Source organism: Enterovibrio norvegicus FF-33 (genome assembly GCF_000286835.2).
Taxonomy (GTDB): domain Bacteria; phylum Pseudomonadota; class Gammaproteobacteria; order Enterobacterales; family Vibrionaceae; genus Enterovibrio; species Enterovibrio norvegicus_A.
On record NZ_AJYD02000013.1, the window covers coordinates 158,399 to 184,158 of the forward strand.

Consider the following 25,760-nt stretch of genomic DNA (forward strand, 5'->3'; position numbering starts at 1 on the left):
CGTCGCCGCCGTCTGGTGTGCCATCATTGCCGCCATCGGTGATGGTGGCGGTGCCGACAGCCGCGCTGGCTTGATTGTCTGTCTTGGCTGACACAGTAAAGGTTTCATCGCCTTCGTAGGTGTCATCCGTCGTGGTGTTAACGACCACATTGAATGCGGTGTCGCCAGCAGCAACAGCGACGGTGAAGCTGCCGTCAGCGGCGACGGAGATCTCGGTGCCGTTGACGGTCACGGTTGTGCCCGTGAAGTCGACGTTCTTGTCGGCGGAATCACCCGCCAACGTCAAGGTAACCTCGGTGTTGGTGGTGCTGTCGTTGGTCAGAGTGACCGTAAAGGTGGCATCGTCGCCTTCGCTGACCGTGGTATCAGACACGCTTGCGACTTCAGGGCGGTCGTCATCGCCGCCGCCTTGGCCGCCATCGGTGATGGTGGCAGTGCCGATAACCGCGCTGGCTTGATTGTCTGTCTTGGCTGACACAGTAAAGGTTTCATCGCCTTCGTAGGTGTCATCCGTCGTGGTGTTAACGACCACATTGAATGCGGTGTCGCCAGCAGCAACAGCGACGGTGAAGCTGCCGTCAGCGGCGACGGAGATCTCGGTGCCGTTGACGGTCACGGTTGTGCCCGTGAAGTCGACGTTCTTGTCGGCGGAATCACCCGCCAACGTCAAGGTAACCTCGGTGTTGGTGGTGCTGTCGTTGGTCAGAGTGACCGTAAAGGTGGCATCGTCACCTTCGCTGACCGTGGTGTCAGTCACGCTTGCGACTTCAGGGCGGTCGTCATCGCCGCCATGGCCGCCATCGGTGATGGTGGCAGTGCCGATAACCGCGCTGGCTTGATTGTCTGTCTTGGCTGACACAGTAAAGGTTTCATCGCCTTCGTAGGTGTCATCCGTCGTGGTGTTAACGACCACATTGAATGCGGTGTCGCCAGCAGCAACAGCGACGGTGAAGCTGCCGTCAGCGGCGACGGAGATCTCGGTGCCGTTGACGGTCACGGTCGTGCCCGTGAAGTCGACGTTCTTGTCGGCACTGTCACCAGCCAGGGTTAGGCTGACCGTGGTGTTGGTGGTGCTGTCGTTGGTCAGAGTGACCGTAAAGGTGGTGGCGTCGCCTTCGCTGACCGTGGTGTCAGTCACGCTTGCGACTTCAGGACGGTCGTCATCACCGCCTGGAGTTAGGTCTTCACCGGGTTCGTCAGTCACTACTCCATCATCCGAAATAGTGGCACGGCCTGAATCTGTCAGGGTTTGGCTGCCAAGGCTGGCGGAAATATCGAGGCTAAACGACTCGTCACCTTCAAAGACAGGACTGCCGCTGTCATTAAAAGTCGGGATCACAACGTTGAACGAAGTGACATTACCGCCGAGATCAACAGTACCGGTGAGCTTGCCGTCAATCAGCGTAAAGGAAACATTTTCACCGTTGATTTCGACCGTCAGGGTGCCATCTGGATTAAGGGCAAAATCGTTGTTATCGGTTGTGCCATTGTTCAAAACTAGCGTGTAAGTTACATCACCATTTACAGGGTTACCCAGCTCGACGTTAAAGGTGACATTACTGCCTTCATTCACTTCGCCGCCGCCAGACACAGTAAGAGTAGGAAGGTCGTTAGCCGCTGCACTAAATTCTTGGCTTAGGCCTCTCGCATTTGCAAAACTACGCGCAGTCGCCTCAGTATCAAAACCTGCTTGAGCCACGGTTTCATTGCCAGTGCGGCTTTCTACTGCTGAGGTTTGAGCGCCGGTGTTCGTCGGCGAGGAATTACCCGCAGCAGTTGCTTCTAATTCTTGTGTCGGGTCAAAGTCTTCATTAAGCAGCAATTCTTGAAGTGCGGCGATTTCGTCGTCAACGGTGAATTCGTCCGTTGATGCAAGGTTGGATTCCATTTCACCTACAGGTATAAAACTGCCGTCTTCTAATTGAAGAAGCGCTCCCGCACCGGGAGGGAGGATGAGTTCAGTGCCTGACGTTAACTCTGACAGTTCTGTAACGGGGATTTCTTTTCCGTTAATTTTGACGTGAGCGTTACCGTTTACTGAAACTACTTTTGCAGCCTGCTTGGTGATAATCGAATCCATGAATCTTATTCCTGCAGAAAGGTAAATATAAATGCGCGTACCGTATGCGATACATCAGTCTCATCCATATTACTATGCAAAGCAATCCATTCCACTCTGACTTGTTACAGTAAATGCCAAAAAGGTGACGCAATTTGTAAATATTGATTGTTTTTTGACTCTGTCCATGAGATTGAAAAATCGATGCTTTCCCATTTAATGCGATCAGGCTCAATGAATAAGCGTCGTTTTATGTATGTCTTACTTGTTGGGCGGTCATTTCGCGGCAATCTTGATCTTGTTTGTTACAAAAAATTAACGTTGGCGAAGATAGAATGGGATTTTATTGAGCAGTCGTTGAGTCTGATGGCTAGATCGTACAAAATACCCGCCGATTTGAATTGATGTACAATGCGCTAACGCCTTCAAGATCATTAACCGTATTGTCTAACCCGGAAAAACCTAAGCATGACAAACTCTCCATTCCAGCAAGAAGTCGACACGCGTCGTACGTTTGCGATCATCTCGCACCCTGATGCCGGTAAAACCACCATCACTGAAAAAGTGTTGTTGTTCGGAAACGCGCTCCAGAAAGCCGGTACCGTAAAAGGCCGTGGGTCTAACCAGCACGCGAAGTCAGACTGGATGGAAATGGAAAAAGAACGTGGTATTTCGGTTACCACTTCCGTAATGCAGTTTCCTTATAACAATTGCCTCGTTAACCTGCTTGATACGCCGGGACACGAAGACTTCTCGGAAGATACCTATCGTACTCTGACAGCAGTCGACTCCTGCTTGATGGTCATTGATGCCGCGAAAGGTGTTGAAGATCGTACTCGTAAGCTGATGGAAGTCACCCGTCTTCGCGACACGCCAATCGTGACTTTCATGAATAAATTGGACCGCGAAATTCGTGATCCAATGGAACTGCTTGATGAAGTGGAAAGCGAGTTGAAGATTGCTTGTGCACCAGTGTCTTGGCCGATCGGTTGCGGTAAAGAATTCAAAGGTGTTTATCATATTCATCGTGATGAGGCGATTTTGTACCAATCAGGTCAAGGTCACACCATTCAAGAAACGCGCATTATTAAAGGGCTCGGCAATAAGGAACTCGATGTTGCTATCGGTGAAGATCTGGCTGCGCAATTGCGTGATGAGCTAGAGCTTGTGATTGGTGCTTCTCACGAGTTCGACCGCGAGTTGTTCCTGAGCGGTGAACTGACGCCTGTATTCTTTGGTACAGCATTGGGTAACTTTGGCGTTGACCATATGCTTGATGGCTTAACCGAATGGGCACCAAAGCCATTGTCTCGCCAAACTCATGAGCGTGTTGTCGAGTCAGGTGAAGAAAAATTCAGCGGATTTGTTTTTAAGATCCAAGCGAACATGGATCCAAAACACCGTGACCGTATTGCTTTCATGCGCATCGTGTCGGGCAAATACAGCCAAGGTATGAAGATGAAGCATGTTCGCTCCGGTAAGATGGTGTCGATCTCAGATGCGGTTACCTTTATGGCGGGTGATCGCTCCCGCGCCGCAGATGCTTATGCGGGCGACATCATTGGTTTGCACAACCACGGCACCATTCAGATTGGTGATACGTTTACACAAGGTGAAGATCTGAAGTTCTCTGGTATTCCGAACTTTGCCCCTGAGCTGTTCCGCCGCATTCGTCTGCGCGATCCATTGAAGCAAAAGCAATTGCTTAAAGGTCTGGTTCAATTGTCAGAAGAAGGCGCGGTGCAGGTATTCCGTCCGCTGATTTCTAATGATTTGATTGTAGGAGCAGTTGGTGTACTTCAGTTTGATGTGGTTGTCGCACGTCTGAAATCTGAATACAACGTCGAAGCTATCTATGAGCCAATCAACGTAGCGACAGCGCGTTGGGTTGATTGTTCCGATGCGAAGAAATTGGAAGACTTCCAGCGTAAAAACCAAACTAACCTCGCACTCGATGGCGGTGACAATCTTAGCTATATTGCGCCAACCATGGTGAATTTGAATCTGACGCAAGAACGTCACCCAGATGTTATCTTCCGCGCAACACGTGAGCATTAATTCACGCTGATTGCAATTTCGCTCTTTCACGAAAAGCGAAAGTTGGCATTTGAGTACAAAACTGGCCGTCTACTTATAGACGGCTTTTTTGTATGCTAAAAGGGTTGGAGAAGGATTTTGTATGATAGACACACATTGCCATTTTGATTTTCCGCCCTTTGATGATGAAACAGCGAACTGGGTAAGTCGCACTGCGGCTGCGGGAGTTCACCATCTTATCGTGCCATCGGTTGCGGTCAGCAACTGGCAGACAACGGCAAACCTTGCCAACACTTTTCCCACTATCTCTTTTGCGTTAGGTCTTCACCCCGTTTGGTTACACGAACATCATGATGACGATATTGAAAAGCTCGACCATGCATTGTCACTCGCGCCCAAAGCTTGCGTGGCCGTGGGGGAGTGCGGATTAGACTTTGCCATCAATAATCCACAACCAGAAAAACAAATAACCTTGCTTCGCGGGCAACTTGCGTTGGCTGAAAAACATCAATTACCCGTGATCTTACATTGCCGAAAAGCGCACAACGAATTGCTACAAATTCTTAACGAATTCCCGCGTGTAAAAGGGGTGTTGCATGCGTTCAGTGGCAGCGAACAGGTCGGGTTGAACTATGTTCGTCGTGGTTTTTTGCTAGGTATAGGTGGAACCATTACTTATGAACGCGCCAATAAAACGCGAAATGCCGTTAAAGCCTTGCCGCTTTCAGCCATGGTTTTGGAGACTGATTCACCAGATATGCCAGTTTCAGGGTTTCAAGGGGAGCCGAATTTGCCAGAACGATTAACGCTGATTTTGGCCGCTCTGTCTGAATTAAAAGGAGTCAGTGTCGAAGAAATTATTCACACAACATCACAAAATGCGAACGATTGTTTTGCATTGAACACCTGATCGTCATCGTTTGCCCAATCGTTTGCGTCGTGCATAGGTCACAAAAATAGATCTGCATCACTATTTCGGGTGAATTGCATAAAAATTTTCATTCAAACCGTGACTCGTGCATTCCTTTGCAACCGATCTCATGAGTATAATCTCGGCCGGAATAACACTCCCAATCTGTCGATACGCCAAGACTTCTTTAGGAACCCATATTATGAGCCTGATTATGAGCATTGTAGGGATGGTTGTACTGCTGCTAATCGCCGTACTTCTGTCTGACAACCGCAAAGCAATCAACCTGCGTACCGTTGGTGGTGCGTTTGCTATCCAGTTTATCCTGGGTGGATTTATCCTGTTTGTTCCGTGGGGCCAAACCCTGCTGAACGGTATGGCAAATGCCGTACAGAATGTTATCAACTATGGTAAAGACGGCATCAGCTTCCTGTTTGGTAGCCTTGTAAACTTCTCTGTAGATGGCATCGGTTTTATCTTTGCGTTCCAAGTTCTGCCAACCGTTGTTTTCTTCTCAGCGTTGATCAGCGTTCTTTACTACCTAGGTATCATGCAACTTGTTATCCGCGTAATGGGCGGTGCACTGCGTAAAGTACTGGGTACTTCGCACGCTGAATCTATGTCAGCAACAGCAAACATCTTTGTTGGCCAAACTGAAGCGCCACTGGTTGTTCGTCCATACGTACCAAAAATGACTCAATCTGAGCTGTTTGCCGTAATGTGTGGTGGTATGGCATCTGTAGCAGGTGGTGTACTGGCGGGTTACGCAGCAATGGGCGTTCCACTTTCTTACCTGATTGCCGCTTCTTTCATGGCTGCACCGGGTGGTCTGTTGTTCGCGAAAATCATCAAGCCAGAAACTGATCAACCTATTGAACAGTTTGGCGCTGATGCTGATGACGAAGAAGAAGACAAGCCTGCAAACATCATCGATGCAGCTGCTGGCGGCGCATCTTCTGGTATGCAACTGGCGTTGAACATTGGTGCAATGCTGTTGGCTTTCATCGGTCTTATCGCGCTGGTTAACGGCATGTTGAGCGGCATTGGTGGCTGGTTCGGCATTGAAGGTCTGACGCTTGAGTGGCTGCTGGGTAAAGTATTCGCACCACTAGCATTCCTGATTGGTGTTCCTTGGGCTGAAGCGGATATTGCTGGTTCTTTCATAGGTCAGAAGATCGTTGTTAACGAATTTGTTGCTTATCTGAACTTCACCCCAATGATTCCTGATTTGAGTGACAAGAGTGTTGCTATCATCTCGTTCGCACTGTGTGGTTTCGCTAACCTATCTTCAGTAGCAATCCTACTGGGTGGCCTGGGTAGCATCGCACCAACACGTCGTCACGACATCGCTCGTTTCGGTATGAAGGCTGTAGCGGCTGGTACGCTATCTAACCTGATGAGTGCAACTATCGCTGGTTTCTTCCTGACTCTGTCGATGATGTAATACGCACAACGTAAAATTCTAAAAGCCGCCTCCTTGTGAGGCGGTTTTTTTTGTCTGTCGTTTAGGGGAAAGGGCGTTGAATGTACACGTTAACGGCAAGCTTGCCCTAGCAATAAGACAGGATGATGTTGGCCCAACGCATATATTGGATTGATACCCGAACCATGTCCGCTTAACGTGCCGATTTGGACACGAAGAGCAACAGAGTGTTTTTCAACAGAAACAGGTAACATCTGGTTCTGCTGCGTGAACATTGGTAAAATTGGTGAGCGCTGTCAAAGATTCGAAAGTGTGATTTCAATTACTTTCACTTTAGTTTCATCTAGACAGCGGAACGATGAAATATCACAACTCAACAACCAAAGACCCATCGCGGTCCAGTGGTTGAGTTTGCACCCTCAACGATGATGATGAAGGGTGTGCGGCAACAAGGAATGTTGATTGGCAAACTTAAGCCAAACTTCAAGGAGCCAAGTCCGCTCATCAAATTGCAACGTGCCAATTATGGTCGTGCAATTTGTTACTTGGTTTTGAATATATAGACTGGAGAAAGTCATGAGCGATCTTAAAGCAGCAGCCCTACGTGCCCTTAAACTAATGGATTTGACCACCCTTAACGACGACGACACTGATGCAAAAGTGATCGCCTTGTGTAAGAGTGCGAAAACGCCTGTTGGTAACACTGCTGCTATCTGCATCTACCCGCGTTTCATCCCTGTGGCGAAAAAACAACTTCGCGAGCAAGGCACGCCTGAAATCAAAATTGCGACCGTGACTAACTTCCCGCACGGTAACGATGACATCGAGATTGCTGTTGCTGAAACCAAAGCAGCTATTGCATATGGCACCGATGAAGTCGACGTGGTTTTCCCATACCGCACACTGATCGCAGGTGACGAGAAAACCGGTTTTGAACTGGTAAAACAAGTGAAAGCGGCGTGTGGTGATATCACGCTGAAAGTGATCATCGAGACTGGTGAATTGAAAGAAGCTGAATTGATCAAACGTGCTTCAGAAATCTCTATCGAAGCGGGCGCGGACTTCATCAAAACTTCAACCGGTAAAGTGCCAGTTAACGCGACCCCTGAATCAGCTGAAATCATGCTAACTGTCATTAAAGACATGGGTGTTGCTGAGAAAGTTGGTTTCAAACCCGCTGGCGGCGTGCGCACAGCAGAAGACGCAGCAGAATACTTAGCAATGGCTGATCGTATTCTTGGTGGTGATTGGGCTGACGCGAATCATTACCGTTTTGGTGCATCTAGCTTGCTGGCGAACCTTCTTAATACCTTGGGTGAAGGCGAAAAAGCGGCGGAAGGCGGCTACTAAGCCATTCAGTAGGGGAGTGTTCGCGCTCCCCTGATGTTGCAGATCACCAAGATTGCGAGGTCAACCATGTACCTTCCCCAAGAAATTATCAGAAAGAAGCGTGACAATATCGCACTGACCACGGATGAAATTAATTTTTTCATCCAAGGCATTGCCAAAGATACCGTGTCTGAAGGTCAGATCGCGGCGTTTGCGATGGCAGTGTATTTCAATGATATGACCATGGACGAGCGCGTTGCGCTGACATGTGCCATGCGCGATTCTGGCATGGTGATCGATTGGTCACACATGAATTTTGATGGCCCTATCGTCGATAAGCACAGTACCGGCGGTGTGGGTGATGTCACCTCATTAATGCTAGGCCCAATGGTGGCAGCATGTGGTGGCTATGTGCCGATGATTTCAGGTCGAGGCTTAGGCCACACTGGCGGTACGCTGGATAAACTTGAAGCGATTCCCGGTTACAACATTACCCCAACCAATGACGTGTTTGGTCAGGTAACGAAAACTGCGGGCGTCGCGATTATTGGTCAAACTGGCGATCTCGCACCCGCGGACAAGCGCGTTTATGCCACGCGTGATGTCACCGCGACGGTCGACAATATTTCGTTGATCACGGCATCAATTTTGTCGAAGAAATTGGCGGCAGGATTAGAATCGCTAGTGATGGACGTCAAAGTAGGCTCTGGCGCGTTTATGCCGACCTACGAAAAATCCGAAGAACTTGCAAAGTCGATTGTTGCTGTGGCGAATGGCGCAGGCACTCGCACCAGCTCATTACTGACAGACATGAACCAAGTGCTGGCATCCAGCGCGGGTAATGCGCTGGAAGTGAAAGAAGCCGTGCAGTTTTTGACCGGTGAATATCGCAATCCGCGTTTGTACACCGTAACCATGGCATTGTGTGCAGAAATGCTGATGATCAGCGGTCTTGCGAAAGACAAAAACGATGCGATGAACAAACTGCAAGCCGTGCTAGATAACGGTAAAGCGGCAGAATGCTTCGGCAAAATGGTGGCAGGCCTCGGTGGTCCGTTAGATTTTGTTGAGAATTACAGCAAGTACCTTGCAACTGCAAACGTGATTAAACCTGTGTTTGCCACCACCTCTGGCTTTGTCTCCGCGATGGATACACGAGCGATTGGTATGGCCGTTGTCGGTTTAGGTGGCGGACGCCGTGTTGCGAGCGATACTATTGACTACTCAGTGGGCTTCAGTGACGTCATTCGACTTGGAATGCGTGCTGATAGCACTAAGCCACTGGCGGTTGTGCACGCCAACGATGAAGATCAATGGCAACAAGCAGCACAAGCACTTCAGGCCGCAATGGCTGTCTCTGATGAGGCGCCACAAGCGACACCAGACGTGTACCGTCAGATTGGCCCAGAAGACGTCTAAAGGAGGCGATCATGAAACGCGCGATAATTTTGGTTCTCGATTCTTTTGGGATCGGTGCTTCAGAAGACGCTCACAAATTTGGTGATGTGGGCGCCAACACCCTAGGCTCAATCGCGAAAGCGTGTGCGGCAGGGAATGCGAATAACGAAGATCGTCATGGCCTGCTAGATCTGCCGAACCTGAATAAACTTGGCTTAGGTAAAGCGTGCGAAGAAGCGTCTGGCTACTTCCCTGAAGGGCTCGATCCTAATGCTGAAATCATCGGTGCTTATGGCCATGCTCAAGAATTGTCTTCTGGCAAAGATACGCCATCGGGTCACTGGGAAATTGCAGGTGTACCTGTATTGTTTGATTGGGGCTATTTCAGCGACAAAGAAAACAGCTTTCCGAAAGAACTGACCGACCGTATTCTTGCGCGTGCAGGCATTTCTGACTATTTGGGTAATTGCCATGCGTCAGGCACAGAGATCCTCGATCGATTAGGCGAAGAACATATGAAGAGTGGCTTGCCAATCTTCTATACGTCTGCTGATTCTGTGTTTCAAATCGCCGCGCATGAAGAGACTTTCGGTTTAGATCGTTTGCTTGAGCTTTGCCAAATTGCGCGTGAAGAGCTGGAAGACTACAACATAGGCCGCGTTATCGCGCGTCCGTTTGTTGGTGCAGGCAAAGGTGAGTTTGCGCGTACCGGCAACCGTCGTGATTTGTCGCTTGAGCCACCTGCTGCCACTGTGTTGCAAAAGCTGGTTGAAGAGAAATCAGGCGAAGTGATATCGATTGGCAAAATTGCTGATATCTATGCGCACGTCGGCATTACGCAGAAAATCAAAGCGACGGGCTTAGAAGCTTTGTTTGATGCCACCAAAGATGTGATCAATAAAGCGGGTGACAACAGCATTGTTTTCACCAACTTTGTCGATTTTGACTCACATTACGGCCATCGCCGTAATGTGGCGGGCTATGCGGCTGCACTTGAATACTTTGATGGTCGTCTTCCAGAGATCATCGATATGCTGGATGAAGACGACGTGTTGATCCTGACGGCTGACCACGGTTGTGATCCAACCTGGCCGGGCTCAGATCACACACGTGAATACATTCCTGTTTTGGTTTATGGCAAAAAAGTGCCAGCGGGCTCATTGGGGCGTCGCGAAACCTTTGCAGATATTGGCCAGACGTTGGCGGAGTACTTCGGTACCTCCGACATGGACTACGGCAAATCATTCTTGTAATACCCCATTGAATAGACATCGCAGCGCTGGTGTTTGATCGTGCTGCGGCAGATGTTCAATAGGTAGAATCCGAAATTTGATCAAAAGGAAAATACAAATGGCAACTCCACATATCAATGCCGAAATGGGTGATTTTTCAGATGTTGTTCTGATGCCGGGCGACCCGCTTCGCGCTAAGTACATTGCAGAAACTTTCCTGCAAGATGTTAAGCAAGTTTGCGATGTTCGCAGCATGTTTGGTTACACCGGTACTTATAAAGGTCGTAAGATCTCTGTGATGGGACATGGTATGGGTATCCCATCATGCTCAATCTACGCGACTGAGTTGATCAAAGACTTTGGCGTGAAGAAAATCATTCGTGTGGGCAGCTGTGGTGCTGTGCGTGAAGACGTGAAACTGCGTGAAGTGATCATCGGTGTGGGCGCGTCAACCGATGCGAAAATTAACCGTACTCGTTTTAACGGCCATGATTTCGCAGCGATTGCTGACTTTGAAATGACCCGTAACGCAGTCGATGCCGCGAAAGCAAAAGGCATCAACGTACGTGTAGGTAACATCTTCTCTGCGGACCTTTTCTACTCGCCAGAGCCAGAGTTCTTTGACACCATGGCGAAGTACGGCATCTTGGGTGTGGAAATGGAAGCGGCGGGTATTTACGGCGTAGCGGCAGAATTCGGCGCGAAAGCTCTGACTATCTGTACTGTGTCTGACCACATTAAGACAGGCGAGCAAACGTCATCTGACGAGCGTCAAACCACGTTCAACGAGATGATTGAAATCGCACTAGAATCTGTACTGCTGGGCGACGCTGACGAAGCGTAAGTTCTGCTAAGTAACAGAAATGAAAAAGGATGGCTCAGGCCATCCTTTTGTGTTCTACGTTGTGGCAAAGTTGCTCTTTAGGACCTAAGACCGCGCTTGCTCTACGAATCATTATTTTTCAGCAAAAATGTCGATCGCCAGAGATCTTTGCGGCTAGCAAACGTGAAGATGAGTAACGCCCCTGTCACGATCGCCACCAAAATCATGGCACGGACCAAATTAATGCTTTGTTCTAAGCGATTAGAGGCCACTTTTATCACATCACCATGTTCTAGAGTGATGCGTAAAAAGCCCACCACGTTGCCATTGTCTGCAATGGGCTCAACCAGTTGAAGTCGACCAATGCTGGCAACAGACAGCGGTGTATTGAGACCTGTGAGCTGTTCAAGCGGCATTGCGCCGACAGAGTTAACCACAATATTCCCCCTGATGTCGTACACGGCGGAGTCCAAGATCAAATCCTCACTCTGCAGATTCGCAACTAAGCGTTGAAGTGACTCTATGTCATCGTTAGCAATAGCATCGTGGGCAGCAGCAGCAGCTTGGCGTAAAATGACGCGAGACAAGGATTCGGTCTGGTCGTATAACATCTTATAGTTACGGTTATTTAACTGATTACTGTACATAAAAAGCATCATTACCGTGGCGAAGCACGCCACAAGGATAATGAACTGCCACAGTTTTTTTAGGCGTTTTTTGTTTATTTGTAGCATATGCCTTCCAAGCAATAGGCGAAGTTATGAAATACTTCGCATCAAAATCAGCGCGCCCTCAGTTTGCTGTCAGCACTTAAAAAATGCAAGTCAGCGCTTGGCTTAACCAAATTCTCACTGACTCAGTATTTTGAAGTCACTCGTCGATCGCGCTACTGTGATCATACGCACTCTTTGATATAGTAGTATGCCCAAACAAGCTCTCGCTGAATAAGCATCTGAGGTTGCTCGGGTATACGAATTTTCAAAAAGGAATTTATGCAATGGATGCATTTTCAGCTTATCCAATAAAAAAGCACACCAAACTGTTAAACCGATTCCCTTCTATACGTGGCTTTCGTCCGTCTGACTGCCGTCAAGCAGGATGGCTACTGTTCGGTTTGCACATCAGCCCCTCTTACCTTGATGATTTTTCGTTTCTCACCGGTGAGCGTGTTCGCCCGTTAGCGGGTTGGACGGTTGGTCCTTATGAAGTGCTACTTATGCGCGGGGAATTAACGCCTGAGATTGTCGCTTTGTGTGATGCACTGTTTCTCGATTGCTCAGGGCTGGAAAATATTCCTAACCTTTATGAACCAGGCTTGGCGTTATTTGATATGGATTCCACTGCGATTCAAATCGAATGCATTGATGAAATAGCCAAGCTGGCAGGTGTAGGCGAGCAAGTTTCCGACGTCACAGAGCGTGCTATGCGTGGCGAATTGGATTTTGAGCAAAGCTTGCGTCAACGTGTCGCCACGCTCAAAGGCACCGATGTGTCTGTGCTTGAGCACGTGCGCGACAATATTCCTTATATGCCTGGAATGCGTCGTCTGACAGCGTCGCTGCAGGCACGTGGTTGGAAAGTGGCGATTGCTTCTGGTGGATTTACTTGGTTTTCTGACAAACTCAAAAATGATTTGTCGCTGGCGTATGCCGAATCCAATCAGCTAGTGATTGAAAACGGCAAGCTGACCGGTGAAGTGGCCGGTACTGTCGTGGATGCACAGCGTAAAGCGGACATTTTGCGCGATTTGGCTGAAAGCTATGAATATCCGCCGTCGAACACTTTAGCAGTGGGTGATGGTGCCAATGATCTAACCATGATGGCCGCGGCGGGATTGGGCATTGCTTATCACGCGAAACCCAAAGTGCAGCAAGCTGCGCAGGTCTCGATCCGTCATGCGGACTTGGGTGGCGTTATGTGTGTGTTGTCAGCGTCGTTGTTGCCTCAGCGCCTTAGCTGGTAAGGGCTGTTTGCCAAGCTAGAAGCTTAACGTCAAGCGTTAGCTTCTAGCTTCTAGCTTTCTGTTTTTTGGTTTTGGGTTCATCCCATTTCCAATCGCATCATCACTTCATCTGTGATGTCACTCATTTCGCCGTAGACACACAAATCGGCAAACTCATGCTCAAGCTGTGCCGTTCTTTTGGTGGATAGCTTCATCAATTGCTCTGACGTTTCCGAATTTAGCCACTGACTGCCATCATCTATAGGCTGCATCCAATTTCGTACGGCAAAAAACTTTCCGCGCTTTTTCGCTTGAGAGATGAAAAACTTTCTCTCCTCGGGTGTTTCAAAGCTGTCCAATGAACGTGACTTCACCGCGATGACAACGCCATTCGCAATGGTTGCAGCGACATAAAACTCATGTCTTATCTGCTCAAGACGGTTTCGTTGACGTGTTACTCCGTTGGCGTATTTCGACAAGTGCTCACCAAGCACTGGCGCCAGCGAGATCATGCCCGCCGCTGCGCTTTTATGCAAAATACGGCTGAGTTCGCTACCTGGATAGTTAGTGCCAATCCCTGACACTTGAAGCGTTTCACCACGACGAACGAGGAAATACGGTGTGACGGACAAACGTGTTAGCAACATTTGATGCATGGCGCTAAGAAGCGGGGCATCCGGCAGTTTTTCACTGTCTAACATGAGCTTATGTTGGTTGTGTTCGATGAGTCGCTGTAAGTAGTGACTGCGATGTTTACTGTGTCTGTCCTTGAGCAAAGCAAGCTTAACGTTTGTGCGGTCTTCGCTGATTTGGATGACTTTGTATGGCACATTTCCGAGCGGCGCGTTGGGATCCACGCGCTTTAGGTCAGTAAATGTCACCGCCACTTCTTGTGATTTACTCCCAGAAAAAGGGCCACTCAATGAAATATTTAATCCATGAGGAGAGAAATCAATTGTCTCGCCATGCAGTTCACCACTGGTGTGGTGAATTAATATGGTGCCCGTTTTATGCTGGTAACGAGGTTCTTTACGTTGCGGTGCGAGTACTGATGGCACCGCATCTATCGCCGCAATAGGATCACGCTCATGGACAAATTGATTCAGTGACCGAGAAGGCAGCTTCGGTTTGATCGGGATGCGATAGTCGCTGTTAACGGTTTCTAAGGTTAAATCCTGAATCGTCGCGATGTGGGTTAATTCATCAATTTGCTGGATGTAGGCAGGAGAGATGTCCTGTAAACGGCGAGTGTCCTCTTCATTAATTTTCGCCATCGTAACGCGCAGCACACGCCATGAGGGGCGAGAGCTACCCACATGCCAAAATAAGCGGCGAAGCTCGGGTGTTAGCTCTGTTGGGCAGGCAGAGAAAAAGAAGGTTTTATCACTGTGTTGGTGGCTGAAGCAATAGACCAGCGTTTCACTGCTAGTGAGTCCCTCTAAGGCCAAATGTTGGAGCCGAGCAGCAGAAAAGAGTTTATCAACCACAGGCAGGTTGCGTTCATCATGCCAGTAGTCCCACAGCGAACGGTTTTGCTCAGTTAGCAAGCTATAACGCAGCTTGTTGCCACAGAAAAACAACGGTAATGAGGATGTTTGCTCAAGAAAGATTTGTTCGTAACTCTTTGAACGTGTTGTTAGAAACTTGTCTTCATTTTCTGATCGCGAACTGACAGTGTCTTGCGTACTTTTGGTCTCAATCGCGTTTTTGATGGCGTCAGTACTGGTCACTAGACGCAGTCGAAGTCGTTGAAAACTGTCTTTGTTGAAATTAAGTTCAACCCCGACCACGCGATAATTTAGGCCGCTAAACAGTTCAGGCAGACGGCATTCGTCGCCCAATTGCGGGAAGTAAACGACCAGTGTTGAGCCTTCGTCATAACGAAATGCCGCAGGTAGCTTAACTTGCATGCCCGAGTTAGATAGATCGATTGTCGAGCCGTTAACTTCCGTTCCGTCGGGCAGAAAAGCCTGAATACGGCTGGAAATTTGAATGCGATTCTCACTGCGGGACAAGTAGTGACCAAAGCGCAATGGCACGGTTTCTACCGTATCCATCGACTCTGCTGCACGTACATCCCCTTGGCGCTGCAACACGCGATAACTGTTGGAGGTGTTGTGAAGATCATCCCACAACCCTTGTGTCATTTTACCTTGATAGATATCGAGACGGCGGTGATACAGATTGATCGCGACATCATCCAACCAATGGTTCACGTTGTTGAGAAAATAACGACGGCATTCGCCGACCACTTTACCGCGTAAGTCCACGGGGCGGCTGCACGCAGACATGAGCTTGCGCACTTCCATTTTAATGATCAAGCGTTCAGAGTTACTTTCGGTTGGGGTCAGCTTAAACAGTAAATCATCAAAACCTTCCATCTCATAGAGTGGAAGTAACTGATCGTACAGCGTCTTATCGTGGTCCTGCATCATGGTAAAGTCTGATAGAATTGTGAATTATTTAACGGCTGAGAAGGGGCATAGTTTACCTGTTTTCGTGTAAGTGTCTCGAAGATATGCATAAACTTGCCTTGTCTCGCAGTTCTCGAACCGCAAGACGTCATTTCAGGAGAAATCATGTCGAAAGCAAAACGTGCCTATGTCTGCAATGATTGCGGCGCAGACTATCCACGCTGGCAAGGTCAATGCTCAGCGTGTGGTGCATGGAACACGATTACAGAAGTTCGCTTGGCGGCCTCGCCTCAAGTCGCACGTAACGAAAAGTATGCGGGCTATGCAGGCAAAGCTGACGCGCAAGTGCAAACGTTAGCGTCGATTGATCTGCAAGAAGTGCCTCGTTTTAGCAGTGGCTTCAAAGAACTCGATCGTGTGCTTGGCGGCGGTGTTGTGCCTGGCGCAGCCATTTTGATTGGTGGTAGTCCGGGGGCAGGTAAAAGTACCTTGCTGCTGCAGATTATGTGTTGGCTAGCCAGTCAAATGCCAACCTTGTACGTGACCGGTGAAGAGTCGTTACAGCAAGTCGCTATGCGCGCTGAACGTTTGGGATTACCGAAAGATAAACTGAGAATGCTCTCGGAAACCAATGTTGAAACCATCTGTCAGATTGCTCGCCAAGAGCAGCCCAAAATCATGGTCATCGACTCGATTCAGGTGATGCATTGTGCCGATGTGGTGTCTGCACCCGGAAGCGTCGCACAGGTTCGAGAATCTGCCGCCGCTTTAACCCGCTATGCCAAGCAACACAATGTGGCGATCTTCATGGTCGGGCACGTCACCAAAGACGGTTCTTTGGCGGGCCCCAAAGTACTCGAGCACTGCATTGACTGCTCTGTGATGCTGGATGGTTCGAGTGACAGTCGTTTCCGTACCCTTCGCAGCCACAAAAACCGATTTGGCGCCGTGAATGAGCTTGGGGTGTTTGCCATGACAGGGCAAGGGCTTCGTGAAGTGAGTAACCCGTCAGCCATTTTCTTGAGCCGAGGCGAAGAGGTGACATCAGGCAGCGCAGTCACTGTGCTGTGGGAAGGCACGCGACCTTTGTTAGTAGAGATACAGGCGCTGGTGGATTACAGCCAACTGTCCAACCCTCGTCGTATTGCCGTTGGTCTTGAACAAAACCGCCTTGCGCTATTGCTTGCCGTGCTCCACAAACATGGTGGCCTGCAAATGTCCGATCAGGATGTGTTTGTGAATGTGGTCGGTGGCGTAAAGGTCACAGAAACCAGTGTGGATCTTGCGTTGCTGCTGGCGTTGATTTCCAGTTTTCGTGATCGCCCTTTGCCTCGGGATCTGGTGGTCTTTGGTGAAGTGGGATTGGCCGGTGAAATACGCCCTGTGCCAAGTGGTCAAGAGCGTTTAATGGAAGCCGCGAAGCATGGATTTACCCGCGCAGTTGTGCCTTCAGCAAATGCACCGAAAAAAGACACGCCGGGGATGAAAGTGTATGGCGTGAATAAGCTTTCTGAAGCGCTTGCCGTGCTGGATGAGTTTGATTAATTCTGCTTATAAGCAGAAGCAGAAGCAGAAGCAGAAGCAGAAGCAGAAGCAGAAGCAGAAAACAGAAAACAGAAAACAGAAAAAGGCACATTGCGTGCCTTTTTTCGTTTGGTTTGACTGGGAGCTATTGAGCTACTTGGTGCTCTCAATCTCGGCGGTGTTTGAGGCCGCAGAGTGATTGGCGACAGCAACCAGACCAGCTTGTCCTGTTGCATCGGACGCTAGTTGAACCTGCGTTGCGACCATGCTCTCGACAATCTTCACTAAGCTGGCCCATTTCACTTTATCTTCTTCTTTGAACAGCGCTTCAAAATTGTCGTGTGTCCAAGCGATAAAGCGCTTCGGATTGAGTGCGCGGCCAAGAAATCTCACTTCGTAATGAAGGTGCGGTCCAGTAGATAACCCCGTATTGCCAGACCAGCCAATCAAGTCGCCTTTTTTCACAAACTCGCCTGTATTGACGTTGAACTTGTCGAGATGTGCGTAAAGCGTCATAAAGCCAAAGGCATGGTCAATCTTGAGTAGGTTGCCATAACCTTTTTTGCGACTCGGGCGTTTGTATTCCACCACGCCATCTGCGGGAGCATAAACGGGTGTGCCGATGTCTGCGGTTAAATCCAAACCAAGGTGGAATTTCTTGCTTCCAGTAACCGGATGGGTGCGGGAGCCATAGCCGGATGAGCGACGATAGCTTTCAATCGGTTGACCACTTGGGATCAATCTAAGCATGGTGGCACGTACGGCAGAGTTGATCACTGCAACATCTAAGCGTTCTGTTAGTGGAACTTCGCTACTGTTTTCTTTTTCTAACCCCAACACTTCTTCAACGCTGGAAACACGTTGAGTGAGATAATTCAGCTCGCTTTCTTTTTCTTCGATGGTTTGCGCGTATTCTTCTTCTTTATTGTTGATCTGCTGCTCAAGTTGTTGACGCTTTTGCTTGAGAGACTCGAGTTGTCCGACCAGAGCGGAGCTTTTCTCTGTCATGTTTTTCACCGTCATTTCTGCGGTGGTTGAACGATGATTGAGGTAATAAATCGTGGCGATACTGGCGACAATACCGACCACGAGTATGATCAATAGCGTGAGCAGCACTTTTTTAAGCGACGGAGAGAGCACAAAGTGGCGAGATCCATTCGCATGTGAAACGGCAATTCGAATGTTATGTGGCATGGTTACTACTACTTCATGTATCTATGCACGTAATGGCGCTTAGTGTTTATTTGAGCCAAGCATTTGGTAACGCATAGCACTTGTAAAACGGACGCATAAAAAACAGCGTGATAATTATTTCCAGAGTCATCAACGCCTCGAGAGATGATCCCTAGAGCAGTCATCTCTAGCGACCAACTTCACCGATTATACGGTATCTTTTAGATCTGTCAGTTGTGCTAATTCGCGGTGAAGCAAATCATCGTTACCGACGTTCAGTTCAACCAGACGTTTCAGGTGGCTCGCACTGTCGATATCAATATGATCAATTTGGAAGCGAAGATAGTCGCCGCCGTCTTGAATCAATTGAAGCTCCATGCTCAGCTCAATGTCAGAGTCATGCAATTTGAAGCTCACAACATAATCTGTCTCGTTGCCAATGCCCCAATCTTCAGGGGTGGAAAGCAGTGCGCCTTTTAGCGATAGATCAAGAACGTTAGAGGTCCAACTTGATTCTCCCTGCCTTATCGTGGCGGGAGTGAGATAGACAACACGCGAAAACATACGACGTTCTGCCATATAACAAATCCTCAGTGCAATTTACACCAAGTGTAGGAGAGACGAGTCGATATCTCTACTCTTGCGTCTCGTCTCCGTGATGCGCTGCGCGTCTTATCAATAAGATGGGTGTAGATATGGGCTGAAAATGCAAAAAGGGCCACCGAAGTGACCCTTTGACTCATTGCAGTATTGAATGCGTAGCGCGAATTACTTGGTAACGCGCTTGTATTTCATGCGATGAGGTTGGGCCGCTTGTGCGCCCAAGGTTTGCTTCAGCCACTCGCTGTATTCGTTGTAGTTACCTTCAAAGAAGTTAACTTTACCTTCGTCACGGTAATCCAGAATGTGGGTCGCGATGCGGTCAAGGAACCAACGGTCATGCGAGATAACCATGGCACAGCCTGGGAATTCTAGCAGCGCCTCTTCCAATGCACGTAGGGTTTCTACGTCCAAGTCATTGGTTGGTTCATCCAGCAGCAATACGTTACCGCCTGATTTTAGCAGTTTCGCAAGGTGCACACGGTTACGCTCACCGCCCGACAAATCGCCGATGCGTTTTTGCTGATCGCTGCCTTTGAAGTTAAAGCGCGAGCAGTAAGCACGTGCAGGAAGTTCAAAGTTGTGGATACGGATGATTTCCGCACCTTCAGAGATCTCTTGGTAAACCGTGTTGGTGTCCGTCATGCTGTCACGGAACTGCTCAACCGATGCCAATTGAACGGTTTCACCCAGTTCAATGGTGCCGCTGTCAGGCTGCTCTGTGCCGCTCAACATTTTGAACAACGTCGATTTACCGGCGCCGTTCGCACCGATGATGCCGACGATGGCACCTTTAGGTACGCTGAACGACAGATCATCAATCAGAACGCGATCACCAAACGATTTGGTCAGGTTGTTGATCTCGATGACTTTGTCACCCAAACGTAAACCTGGTGGAATGAACAGCTCGTTGGTTTCGTTACGACGTTGGTGTTCGGTGTTGTTTAGCTCTTCAAAGCGCGCCATACGTGCTTTAGATTTCGCCTGACGACCTTTAGGATTTTGACGAACCCACTCAAGCTCTTTCTCAATGGTCTTTTGACGGGCACTTTCCTGCGACGACTCTTGTTGGAGACGCGCATCTTTTTGCTCAAGCCAAGAGGTGTAGTTACCTTCCCATGGAATACCTTCACCACGGTCAAGTTCTAGAATCCAGCCTGCTGCATTGTCCAAGAAGTAACGGTCGTGCGTGATGGCCACAACGGTGCCGTTGTAATCCACCAAGAAACGCTCCAGCCAGCCCACAGATTCTGCATCCAAGTGGTTGGTTGGTTCGTCGAGAAGCAGCATGTCAGGTTTTTCAAGCAATAGACGACAGATAGCGACACGGCGACGCTCACCACCAGACAGATGCTTAATTTTCGCATCCCATTCCGGCAGACGAAGGGCGTCAGCAGCACGCTCAAGGGCATTATCAAGGTTGTGACCGTCTTTTGCTTGGATCAGCGCTTCAAGATCGCCTTGTTCTTTTGCCAGTGCATCGAAGTCGGCATCGGGTTCAGCGTAAGCCGCATAAACCGCGTCAAGACGAGACAGTGCGCCAGCCACATCCGCGACCGCTTCTTCCACAGTTTCACGTACGGTTTTATCTTCGTCCAGTTTCGGTTCCTGTGGCAGGTAACCCACTTTGATGCCTTGTTGGGCACGTGCTTCACCTTCGATATCGGTATCGATACCCGCCATGATGCGAAGAAGGGTAGATTTACCTGAGCCATTCAGACCCAATACGCCAATTTTGGCGCCAGGGAAAAAGCACAGGGAGATGTCTTTCAGGATCTGACGCTTCGGTGGCACGATTTTGCCAACGCGCGACATGGTATAAACGTACTCAGCCATTTCTGCTCGCGTTCTCTTGTCACATAAAAGGGATATTCTAACTGGTATAGCCGATTATTGTAACAGCCATACCGCAAAGCGATGGTGTCGGGAACCAATCGTTGATTTTGATAACAAACAATAAGACGGTGTTTTAATCAGACGTAGATGAAGAGTGACGTGCGCAACATTCATGCACCGCAACGCTGATAAGCACAGATCAACATCCCGTTTTGACATTACGACGCATTCAGCAACAGTTATTTTGCGGCATATATCAAATGAGTTTGGTATATAGACCAGTCGTACACCGTAAAATCCGTCCGGCTAGGCGGATAGGGTATAAGCTATAAAATCAGGCGCGCCTTGGAGATGCATTCAATATGCTATCGATAGAAAAATCAATAATTACAAAAACCTATAATAATTTAGCGAAAGACGTTTTGCGATCAGCGCGTTTTGGGTTTATTGCGTTACTCGGGGTGTCACTTCCAGCGCAAGCGCTAAGTTTAGAAGAGCAACGCACACGCTATGAAAAAGCCATTGCGGCGATTGAACGCAATGATATGGCGACATTTTCGACACTCAAATCAGGTCTTAACGGTTATCCGCTTTATCCTTATCTCGATTATCGCGAATTCATGCGTGAATTGAGTTCAGCGAAGGAGCAAGAAGTTGAAGCGTTCGTTGGTCGATATGACGAATTGCCGTTCACGAATACCGTGCGTGCTCGCTATTTGAATGTATTGGCATCGAGAGGTAAGTGGTCAGAATTGCTGGCTTTTCAAACGACAGTGCCTCGTGGCGAAAGCCATCAGTGTCAGTACTATTATGCCCATAGCCAAGCGGGAGACAAAGCGTTGGCACTTTCCGGAGCCAAGTCGCTGTATTTGTCCGGCTCATCGGTTGACCGTGCGTGCGACAAGCTTTTTGAAGATTTACAGGATAAAGGCAAACTCAACAATGCTTTGGTGTTAGATCGCATGTTGTTGACGTTTGACAACCGAAATAAAACGCTGCTCAAGTATTTGGGAAAGCAACTGACAGGTAACGCCGCGGCAAGTGGTCAGCAAATTATTGCGCTTTATGACAAGCCTCAAGGTGTCGCGGAGTTTGCGAAAAAAAGCAAAGTTACGCCGTTTAATCAGCGTTTAACTCGTCTTTCTTTTGAGCGCTTAGCGCGCATCAATGCCAAAGACGCTGTGGCGCAGTTTACTCGTGTGGTGGATGGACAACATTACAAAAAGAACGAGCGGCAAGAGATGGCAGATTTTCTCGCCAGCCGTTTGATGTCGACAGATGACGATACGCTCGCGAAATGGCGTGACAAATGGCTTAAGCAGTCTACAAACCCATCGTTGTTGGAACGTCGTATTCGCGTCAGTTTAGTGAAGGGCGATTGGAAAAACGTCGAGCGTTGGCTAAATGTTCTGCCAGAAAAAGAGGCCAAGAAACTGAAATGGCGATACTGGCATGCTCGCATCGAGCAGGAAAAAGGCAACAAGGCGCAAGCCGAAAAACTGTTTGCTGACATGATTGGCGAGCGCAACTTTTACAGCGTTGCAGCAGCCATGCACCTCGACAAGCCGATTGATATTCCTTTCCAGACAACCTCGCTGAATATTGAGTCGATTAAACCGTTTCGCGCGGCGTTAGATCGTGTCGGCGAGCTGCTAGTGCTCGACAAGGTGGTAGCCGCTAAACGCGAATGGCAATATCTGCTTAGACGCGCCGATCTAGAGCAAAAAGCCATGCTGGCCGCCTTTGCTTCTGAGAGTAAGTGGTATCACCTTTCTGTGCAGGCAACCATTGCTGGCAAGTTGTGGGGACACCTTGAATATCGCTTCCCTGTGGCTCATCGCTGGTGGTTTGAGTTTTTCAGTAAAGAGCGTGAGGTTCCGTTGACGACATTGCTTGCATTGTCGCGTCAGGAAAGTGCGTTTTACACCAATGCGGTATCGCCCGTTGGTGCACGAGGTCTGATGCAACTCATGCCAGCCACGGCTAAAGAAACCTCGCAAAAGCTGGGCTTTCGTTACCTTGGCAAAAGCACATTGAGCGATCCAGGAATTAATATCCGTCTTGGCAGTGGGTACCTTCGCATGTTGCTCGACAGGTTTGACGAAAACCGCATTTTGGCATTTGCTGCGTACAACGCCGGGCCACACCGTGTTTCGCGTTGGTTGGATAAATCCGATGGCAATCTCGACGCCATTGCGTTTATCGAAGCCATCCCTTTCAACGAAACCCGTGGATATGTGCAGAACGTGCTGATGTACGACATTTACTATCGTAAGTTACTTGGGAAGCAGATACAGTTTTTGCATGAAAGTGAACAGAGTCGACGCTATTAGTCGTGTTAGGTAACAGTATGATTGAGCCAAACTCTGGCTGTGCGTAAACTACGCCAGAGTATTCTCTTCCTGTGAGGCTAGTATGCAAGACACGCCCGAGTATTCAGACTGGCAAGATGTGCTGGATTTGATTCACAGAGCAATAGATTCAGGGCATGAAGCGGAGCTTCTTAAAATGCTGCTGACACAAGATGAACGCACCGCGTTGATTGCGCGCGTGAATATTGTCAATGAGCTGCTAAAAGGTGAAATTAGCCAACGCCAGCTAAGCCAGATGCTGGGTGTAGGCATTGCCACCATTACCCGCGGTTCAAATGAGCTTAAACAACTTGATGACAGCCAGAAGGCGTGGCTGGGGAAAGTGTTAGAAAAATAGGACCGTAAGGTCCTATTTTTTTGCGCGAACGTTTTTGGCATCTGCCAATGCTAGCCGTGGTTTTGTGGCGAGTTATTTTTATCTAATGGCGGAAACAAGTTCGGATGCATAAACGGGATCAACGCCAGAATAAGTGCTTGGTGATAGACCGAGCTGCGGGTGAGTAAGTGCCCTGTTAACATGCCAATCGCTCCGCCTTTTTGCTTTACGTTTTCTTCATTGAACATTTCGTCCATCACATCGCCTAGCTCTTTGCCTGTTTCCAGCGCTTTGAGCGCCTGTGGCGGCAATGGCACAGAGGCTGAGCGCGACTCACCGGTACGATCGGATGATTCAATGACCATCCACGCAAAGGTAAATGGGTTATCCAGCCCCGCTTCAACGCCCACGTAGAAATTACCGTCAATCACCTTCTTTGCGTTGTGAACGCGATTTCTTGCGCCTGCTAGGGTCTCTTCGCTCGTCATGGGTTGATCGGCCACATCACTGGAAACAGAGATGCCTTCAAATGTCATGTCGTTATCGGGGAATACACTGCGAAATGCCGTTTCTACTGCGGCAATTTTGGCAGGGTTGAGCGAGGTGACGATCACTTTTGTCATGGTGCTAATTTCCTGAACTAAGGCGTTTGTTTTGATTTTTTGTTCGAACGGGATTTGTTTGATCCTGATGCGCTAAACAACCGAAAGGGCAGTGCTAATAAGCCGCTTAACCAGACGACGTGCCGCTCCTCACGCTGCGTTTTGATACCGATGGTCATGCCGTAATGGCCTTCATCAGGCTGGGCGCGATAAGTGCGGAATAATCTGTCCCAAATCGCAAGATTAAACCCAAAGTTTGAATCACTTTCATAGCGATGAATAGAGTGATGGACGCGGTGCATATCCGGTGTAACAACCAACACGCGCAGCCCGCGATCGATAGCGGGTGGGATGGCGACATTGCTGTGATTAAACAGTGCCATACCGCTAAGTATCACTTCAAATAAAATAACTGCGACCACAGGCGCGCCAAGCAAGGCAATGGCGGCAATCTTAATCACCATCGACAGTAAAATTTCGAGAGGGTGGAAACGCGCACCCGAGGTGACATCGAGATCTTTATCGGCATGATGAACGGCGTGCAAACGCCAAAGCAGGGGGATTTGATGAAACAGTCGGTGTTGCAGCCAGATGATACCATCCAGAGCGATGATACAAACCAACACGGATACCCATAGTGGGGTGCTCACTAGATTAAACAAGCCAATGCCTTGGTCAGCGGTCCATGCAGCAAAGCCTGCCGCTGCCAGCGGGAAGATGGCACGAAGCACGAAAGTGTTGAGGATCATCAGAGAGATATTATTAAGCCAGCGCTTGGCTTTGCTCACCGTAAGAAGGCGCTTAGGAAAAAGCCATTCGGCGAGCCCCATTGCCGCAAAAATAGAGAAAAAGGTGAGCAGTCGAAAGGCCATTTCCTGCGACTCAATAAATGTCAGCACGCGCGCTCCTGCGATGAATGACGGGTTGTTAGCTTATCATACAATACGGATCTGAATGACGATCAGCGCAATGCGCTATCATGCAATTACCCCACACATGCTATTACCCCACAAAAATAACTGCTCACGAAAAGAAAGCGCCTAACAGAGGGAGTGCTAGGCGCAAAGTACATGTTGAGAATAACGCCGCGAAGCGAGTTACCAAACACGTTTAATGGTGATTTTCGCGCCGGGGTTAAGGAAACGATGACGATAGCTCAGCGCGGAAGAAGAAAGCCCTTCATCTTGCGACAGTACGCCAGGGTGAATACGAATACGGTTCGCATCATCACGATCGGCATTGAAGCCTTCACCACCTGCCGCTGGGCCTGGAACCGAACCTTGAGATTCACTGTTAGCCTCTGTGCCCGCATCCCACACGGGTAAGGTGATAGTCATGCTTTGACCGGGTTTTAGTTTGCGTAAATCAATGCCTGATTGCGCAACCAACGCATCATTAGTATTCACGAGCATGGAAGCCACAGAGAGAAAACGCGTTTTTTGGTTACCCAGTTGCAAGGTAAAGGTTTCCGATGCGCCGGGACCAAGTGGTGCTTTCCCTGACACGGCATCTTCAACGGAACGTTGCTTCTTGTAAGTCAGAACGTCGCTGTTATCGCCACTTTCGGCGAGTTTTTCTAATGCAACACTCACCGGTTGCCCAACTTCAAATAGATCGAAGTTTTTACGATGCGTTACCAGCGTCACTGGTGACATAGGTTGCGCATCAGTCAGATTTTCCACCGTAACGGTGTACTCTTTTTGCAAGGGACAACCCGCCAATAATAGCGCAGTGATCCCAACGAGAGATAAGCGAAACATAGTACGCCCT

The 25,760-nt window shown here is 48.9% G+C and carries 20 protein-coding genes; 11 read left to right on the top strand and 9 right to left on the bottom strand.

Annotated features, from left to right (window positions below):
* Window positions 1-2,080, bottom strand: a 2,080-nt coding sequence (locus A1OO_RS23410) for a Calx-beta domain-containing protein (RefSeq protein ID WP_017004603.1), incomplete at its 3' end; no start/stop codon positions are given.
* Window positions 2,081-2,527: 447 nt separating this feature from the next.
* On the opposite strand from A1OO_RS23410, the gene prfC reads away from it, so the two are divergent.
* From prfC to deoD, 7 genes are all read left to right on the top strand, one after another.
* Entirely contained in the window at window positions 2,528-4,117 is a 1,590-nt protein-coding gene (gene prfC / locus A1OO_RS03035; RefSeq protein WP_017004604.1) for a peptide chain release factor 3, read from the top strand.
* 121 nt (window positions 4,118-4,238) lie between these two features.
* On the top strand, window positions 4,239-5,006 hold the full coding sequence (locus A1OO_RS03040) for a TatD family hydrolase (protein WP_017004605.1): 768 nt from the start codon (window positions 4,239-4,241) through the stop codon (window positions 5,004-5,006).
* A 202-nt stretch (window positions 5,007-5,208) separates the two neighbouring features.
* Window positions 5,209-6,450, top strand: a complete 1,242-nt coding sequence (locus tag A1OO_RS03045) for a NupC/NupG family nucleoside CNT transporter (protein WP_016959735.1) — start codon at window positions 5,209-5,211, stop codon at window positions 6,448-6,450.
* A gap of 555 nt (window positions 6,451-7,005) precedes the next feature.
* Window positions 7,006-7,779 carry a deoxyribose-phosphate aldolase gene (gene deoC, locus A1OO_RS03050; RefSeq protein WP_016959737.1) on the top strand — a complete coding sequence of 258 codons (774 nt, stop codon included), beginning with the start codon at window positions 7,006-7,008 and terminating at the stop codon, window positions 7,777-7,779.
* A 66-nt stretch (window positions 7,780-7,845) separates the two neighbouring features.
* Window positions 7,846-9,177 carry a thymidine phosphorylase gene (gene deoA, locus A1OO_RS03055; protein ID WP_026024022.1) on the top strand — a complete coding sequence of 444 codons (1,332 nt, stop codon included), beginning with the start codon at window positions 7,846-7,848 and terminating at the stop codon, window positions 9,175-9,177.
* A gap of 11 nt (window positions 9,178-9,188) precedes the next feature.
* A complete protein-coding gene (locus A1OO_RS03060) occupies window positions 9,189-10,409 on the top strand; it encodes a phosphopentomutase (protein ID WP_016959739.1) in 1,221 nt (406 codons plus the stop codon).
* A 97-nt stretch (window positions 10,410-10,506) separates the two neighbouring features.
* Complete coding sequence (deoD, locus tag A1OO_RS03065; protein WP_016959740.1) at window positions 10,507-11,232, top strand: purine-nucleoside phosphorylase; 726 nt, start codon at window positions 10,507-10,509, stop codon at window positions 11,230-11,232.
* Window positions 11,233-11,333: 101 nt separating this feature from the next.
* Here the strand turns inward: deoD and A1OO_RS03070 are convergent, their stop codons facing one another.
* Window positions 11,334-11,945, bottom strand: coding sequence for a YtjB family periplasmic protein (locus tag A1OO_RS03070; protein ID WP_016959741.1), 612 nt, complete (start codon window positions 11,943-11,945; stop codon window positions 11,334-11,336).
* A gap of 263 nt (window positions 11,946-12,208) precedes the next feature.
* Between A1OO_RS03070 and serB the strand changes: the two genes are divergently transcribed.
* The gene (gene serB, locus A1OO_RS03075; RefSeq protein WP_017004607.1) at window positions 12,209-13,174 is read left to right on the top strand and encodes a phosphoserine phosphatase; all 966 of its coding nucleotides are present in this window, start codon (window positions 12,209-12,211) and stop codon (window positions 13,172-13,174) included.
* 77 nt (window positions 13,175-13,251) lie between these two features.
* On the opposite strand, the gene A1OO_RS03080 is transcribed toward serB, so the two are convergent.
* The gene (locus A1OO_RS03080; RefSeq protein WP_016959743.1) at window positions 13,252-15,588 is read right to left on the bottom strand and encodes a PilZ domain-containing protein; all 2,337 of its coding nucleotides are present in this window, start codon (window positions 15,586-15,588) and stop codon (window positions 13,252-13,254) included.
* Window positions 15,589-15,732: 144 nt separating this feature from the next.
* On the opposite strand from A1OO_RS03080, the gene radA reads away from it, so the two are divergent.
* Window positions 15,733-17,112, top strand: coding sequence for a DNA repair protein RadA (gene radA / locus A1OO_RS03085; RefSeq protein ID WP_017004608.1), 1,380 nt, complete (start codon window positions 15,733-15,735; stop codon window positions 17,110-17,112).
* Window positions 17,113-17,244: 132 nt separating this feature from the next.
* On the opposite strand, the gene A1OO_RS03095 is transcribed toward radA, so the two are convergent.
* From A1OO_RS03095 to ettA, 3 genes are all read right to left on the bottom strand, one after another.
* Window positions 17,245-18,285: a M23 family metallopeptidase gene (locus A1OO_RS03095; protein ID WP_016959745.1), complete on the bottom strand. Its 1,041-nt coding sequence runs from the start codon at window positions 18,283-18,285 to the stop codon at window positions 17,245-17,247.
* Between the two features lie 186 nt (window positions 18,286-18,471).
* Entirely contained in the window at window positions 18,472-18,843 is a 372-nt protein-coding gene (locus tag A1OO_RS03100; RefSeq protein WP_016959747.1) for a PilZ domain-containing protein, read from the bottom strand.
* 189 nt (window positions 18,844-19,032) lie between these two features.
* Entirely contained in the window at window positions 19,033-20,700 is a 1,668-nt protein-coding gene (gene ettA / locus A1OO_RS03105; protein WP_016959748.1) for an energy-dependent translational throttle protein EttA, read from the bottom strand.
* A 362-nt stretch (window positions 20,701-21,062) separates the two neighbouring features.
* Between ettA and sltY the strand changes: the two genes are divergently transcribed.
* The gene (gene sltY / locus A1OO_RS03110) at window positions 21,063-23,033 is read left to right on the top strand and encodes a murein transglycosylase (protein ID WP_017004609.1); all 1,971 of its coding nucleotides are present in this window, start codon (window positions 21,063-21,065) and stop codon (window positions 23,031-23,033) included.
* An 82-nt stretch (window positions 23,034-23,115) separates the two neighbouring features.
* Complete coding sequence (gene trpR, locus A1OO_RS03115; RefSeq protein ID WP_017004610.1) at window positions 23,116-23,409, top strand: trp operon repressor; 294 nt, start codon at window positions 23,116-23,118, stop codon at window positions 23,407-23,409.
* A 50-nt stretch (window positions 23,410-23,459) separates the two neighbouring features.
* Here the strand turns inward: trpR and yjjX are convergent, their stop codons facing one another.
* From yjjX to A1OO_RS03130, 3 genes are all read right to left on the bottom strand, one after another.
* Window positions 23,460-24,011 carry an inosine/xanthosine triphosphatase gene (yjjX, locus tag A1OO_RS03120; protein WP_017004611.1) on the bottom strand — a complete coding sequence of 184 codons (552 nt, stop codon included), beginning with the start codon at window positions 24,009-24,011 and terminating at the stop codon, window positions 23,460-23,462.
* A 17-nt stretch (window positions 24,012-24,028) separates the two neighbouring features.
* Window positions 24,029-24,889 (bottom strand): sterol desaturase family protein, encoded by an 861-nt coding sequence (locus A1OO_RS03125; RefSeq protein ID WP_016959754.1) that lies wholly within the window; start codon window positions 24,887-24,889, stop codon window positions 24,029-24,031.
* A gap of 198 nt (window positions 24,890-25,087) precedes the next feature.
* Complete coding sequence (locus A1OO_RS03130; RefSeq protein ID WP_016959755.1) at window positions 25,088-25,750, bottom strand: spondin domain-containing protein; 663 nt, start codon at window positions 25,748-25,750, stop codon at window positions 25,088-25,090.
* Window positions 25,751-25,760: the final 10 nt, after the last annotated feature.

Bases quoted from the DNA above. Each gene is read 5' to 3' on its own strand.
- prfC (WP_017004604.1), top strand. From the start codon at position 2,528: ATGACAAACTCTCCATTCCAGCAAGAAGTCGACACGCGTCGTACGTTT.
- A1OO_RS03040 (WP_017004605.1), top strand. From the start codon at position 4,239: ATGATAGACACACATTGCCATTTTGATTTTCCGCCCTTTGATGATGAA.
- A1OO_RS03045 (WP_016959735.1), top strand. From the start codon at position 5,209: ATGAGCCTGATTATGAGCATTGTAGGGATGGTTGTACTGCTGCTAATC.
- deoC (WP_016959737.1), top strand. From the start codon at position 7,006: ATGAGCGATCTTAAAGCAGCAGCCCTACGTGCCCTTAAACTAATGGAT.
- deoA (WP_026024022.1), top strand. From the start codon at position 7,846: ATGTACCTTCCCCAAGAAATTATCAGAAAGAAGCGTGACAATATCGCA.
- A1OO_RS03060 (WP_016959739.1), top strand. From the start codon at position 9,189: ATGAAACGCGCGATAATTTTGGTTCTCGATTCTTTTGGGATCGGTGCT.
- deoD (WP_016959740.1), top strand. From the start codon at position 10,507: ATGGCAACTCCACATATCAATGCCGAAATGGGTGATTTTTCAGATGTT.
- A1OO_RS03070 (WP_016959741.1), bottom strand. From the start codon at position 11,945: ATGCTACAAATAAACAAAAAACGCCTAAAAAAACTGTGGCAGTTCATT.
- serB (WP_017004607.1), top strand. From the start codon at position 12,209: ATGGATGCATTTTCAGCTTATCCAATAAAAAAGCACACCAAACTGTTA.
- A1OO_RS03080 (WP_016959743.1), bottom strand. From the start codon at position 15,588: ATGATGCAGGACCACGATAAGACGCTGTACGATCAGTTACTTCCACTC.
- radA (WP_017004608.1), top strand. From the start codon at position 15,733: ATGTCGAAAGCAAAACGTGCCTATGTCTGCAATGATTGCGGCGCAGAC.
- A1OO_RS03095 (WP_016959745.1), bottom strand. From the start codon at position 18,285: ATGCCACATAACATTCGAATTGCCGTTTCACATGCGAATGGATCTCGC.
- A1OO_RS03100 (WP_016959747.1), bottom strand. From the start codon at position 18,843: ATGGCAGAACGTCGTATGTTTTCGCGTGTTGTCTATCTCACTCCCGCC.
- ettA (WP_016959748.1), bottom strand. From the start codon at position 20,700: ATGGCTGAGTACGTTTATACCATGTCGCGCGTTGGCAAAATCGTGCCA.
- sltY (WP_017004609.1), top strand. From the start codon at position 21,063: ATGCTATCGATAGAAAAATCAATAATTACAAAAACCTATAATAATTTA.
- trpR (WP_017004610.1), top strand. From the start codon at position 23,116: ATGCAAGACACGCCCGAGTATTCAGACTGGCAAGATGTGCTGGATTTG.
- yjjX (WP_017004611.1), bottom strand. From the start codon at position 24,011: ATGACAAAAGTGATCGTCACCTCGCTCAACCCTGCCAAAATTGCCGCA.
- A1OO_RS03130 (WP_016959755.1), bottom strand. From the start codon at position 25,750: ATGTTTCGCTTATCTCTCGTTGGGATCACTGCGCTATTATTGGCGGGT.